At 70.1% G+C, this 1,901-nt stretch carries 2 protein-coding genes; one reads left to right on the top strand and one right to left on the bottom strand.

The window, feature by feature from the left end; translation table 11 throughout:
* Positions 1 to 933: hypothetical protein (locus tag ACFU99_RS42215; RefSeq protein WP_384403714.1), on the bottom strand; the 933-nt coding region annotated here is incomplete at its 3' end.
* 224 nt (positions 934 to 1,157) lie between these two features.
* Here ACFU99_RS42215 and ACFU99_RS42210 point away from each other — a divergent pair.
* On the top strand, positions 1,158 to 1,901 hold a 744-nt coding region (locus ACFU99_RS42210), incomplete at its 3' end, for a polysaccharide deacetylase family protein (protein WP_384403712.1).

The raw sequence follows: 1,901 nt of genomic DNA, 5'->3' as shown, positions 1-1,901 counted from the left end.
GTCCAATTCCTGCTTCCTCGCCGCTACGGCCAACTCGGCCACGTCGACGGTGTCGTCGGCCGGCGGGGCCTGTACGGCGAGCCTGGTTCCGTAGTCGGAGAAGTCCGCGGACGTGGTGGTCACCCCCTGCCGCGACTTCATCCACGTGTTTATCCTGACCGGGTAGTCGGCGCTGTTGACCCACACGTCGAAGGCGTATTCCTGGATGTCCTTCGTTTTCAGGTTCGTGAGCAGTTGCTCGCGCCGCTCGGGCGTGAGGGCCGCGACCTTCTTGGGGGAACTGAGCACGCTCTCCGCCGCGAACGAGCCCTTGTAGTGCTCGGTGCGCCCGCCGCCGATGTCTTCGGGCCCAGCGTCCTCGATGGTCGGCGCGTAGAGCAGCAGCGCCAGCTTCCGGGTCGGGTCGTCGCTCATGCCCTCCAGCTCGGCGGTGGTCTGCTTCAGGAACCGCGCGTCATCGGAGTCCTTCACCGCGGCCAGCACATCGAATTTGACCCACCCCTTGCCGGTGGCTTTCGCCGCACCCTCCATTTTCGTGTACATGACATTGCTGACCCGGATCGTGCGTCTCTCCCGGCCCCCGCCGGACGGCCCTTCGGTCGATTCCCGTTCCATGACCATGTCCGCGACCGAAGGGTTCCAGCCCATGACGCCGGAACTCTTCGCCTTCACGCTGACGCCGGTCGCCGCCGGGGCCGATACGGCCATCACGACTTTCGCGGACTTCGCCGCCGACGTCTTCTTGTACGCCGCCGTGATGGCTTGCTCAGGGGTACGCGCCCCGGCCCCGGAACCCCGGTTCCCCGCACCGGCCTTGCTCCCCTCATCGGCCCCACCGGCCCTACCCGAGCCCTCCCCGCAACCCGTCGCGCCCGTCAGCACCGCCACGGCGGCCAGCGAGGCCCCCACGCACCGCATCACGCTCTTCCGCATGCCCCACCCTTATGTGTCTCTCAAAAGCAGCTATGCCACGGAGAGTGAGGCATTGGTCTGACATCCCGCGCAGCAGCAAAGACGCGACTCATAGGGGCTCATGACGTCCCGTCACCCGGACGGCCGCCACGGCGCCACGGGCACAGTGGCCGTTGGGGTGACGCGACAGGCGGCAGCGGCGGGGCGGACGGGAACGCGGGGGCGGGGTGGCCGAGGCTGGGGAGATGGCCACCGACCGTGCAACTGACCGTAAAGCCGTACCGAGACGCCGCTTCCTCACCGGTTGCGGGGCGGGACTGTTCTCGCTGGCCGCCCTTCCGCAGGCGCTCGCCGCCGACGGCCGCGGCGCTCCGCCTCCGGTGCCGGAGCGGCCGGAACGCACCGTACGCGCCGGGGCCATGACCCTGGCGCTCACCTTCGACGACGGCCCCAGCCCGCTGTACACCCCCAAGGTGCTCGCCATCCTCGCCCGCCACGGCGTACAGGCGACGTTCTTCATGCTCGGCGCCAACGTCGCGAAGTATCCCGACACCGTGCGCCAGGTCGCCGACGCCGGGCATGTGCTCGCCAACCACAGCTGGTCGCACCCCAACCTCGAAACGCTGCGCCGCGCGCAGGTCCGCGACCAGATCCGGCGCACTCAGGACGTCATCGAGCGGACCACGGGGCGGCGGCCCGTACTCTTCCGCGCGCCCGGCGGCCACTTCGCCGACGCCGCGATGGCCGAGTGCGCCACGCTCGGGCTGCGCCCCATCTCCTGGTCGGTCGACCCGGAGGACTGGTCCAATCCGGGCAGCCGCCGCATCGCCGACCGGGTGCTGGCCGATGCCCGTACGGGCTCGATCGTCCTCAACCACGACGGCACCCTCAGCGGAAGCGACGTCCCCGAGCACGAGGGGCTGGCCGACCGTACCCAGACCGTCGAGGCGCTGGGGGTCTACCTCCCCCGCCTCAAGGCCGCCGGGTAC

The sequence above is a fragment of the Streptomyces sp. NPDC057654 genome, assembly GCF_042800135.1.
GTDB lineage: Bacteria > Actinomycetota > Actinomycetes > Streptomycetales > Streptomycetaceae > Streptomyces.
The sequence above is the reverse complement of the archived record's forward strand: the minus strand, read 5'-3'. Positions and strand labels throughout refer to the sequence as shown.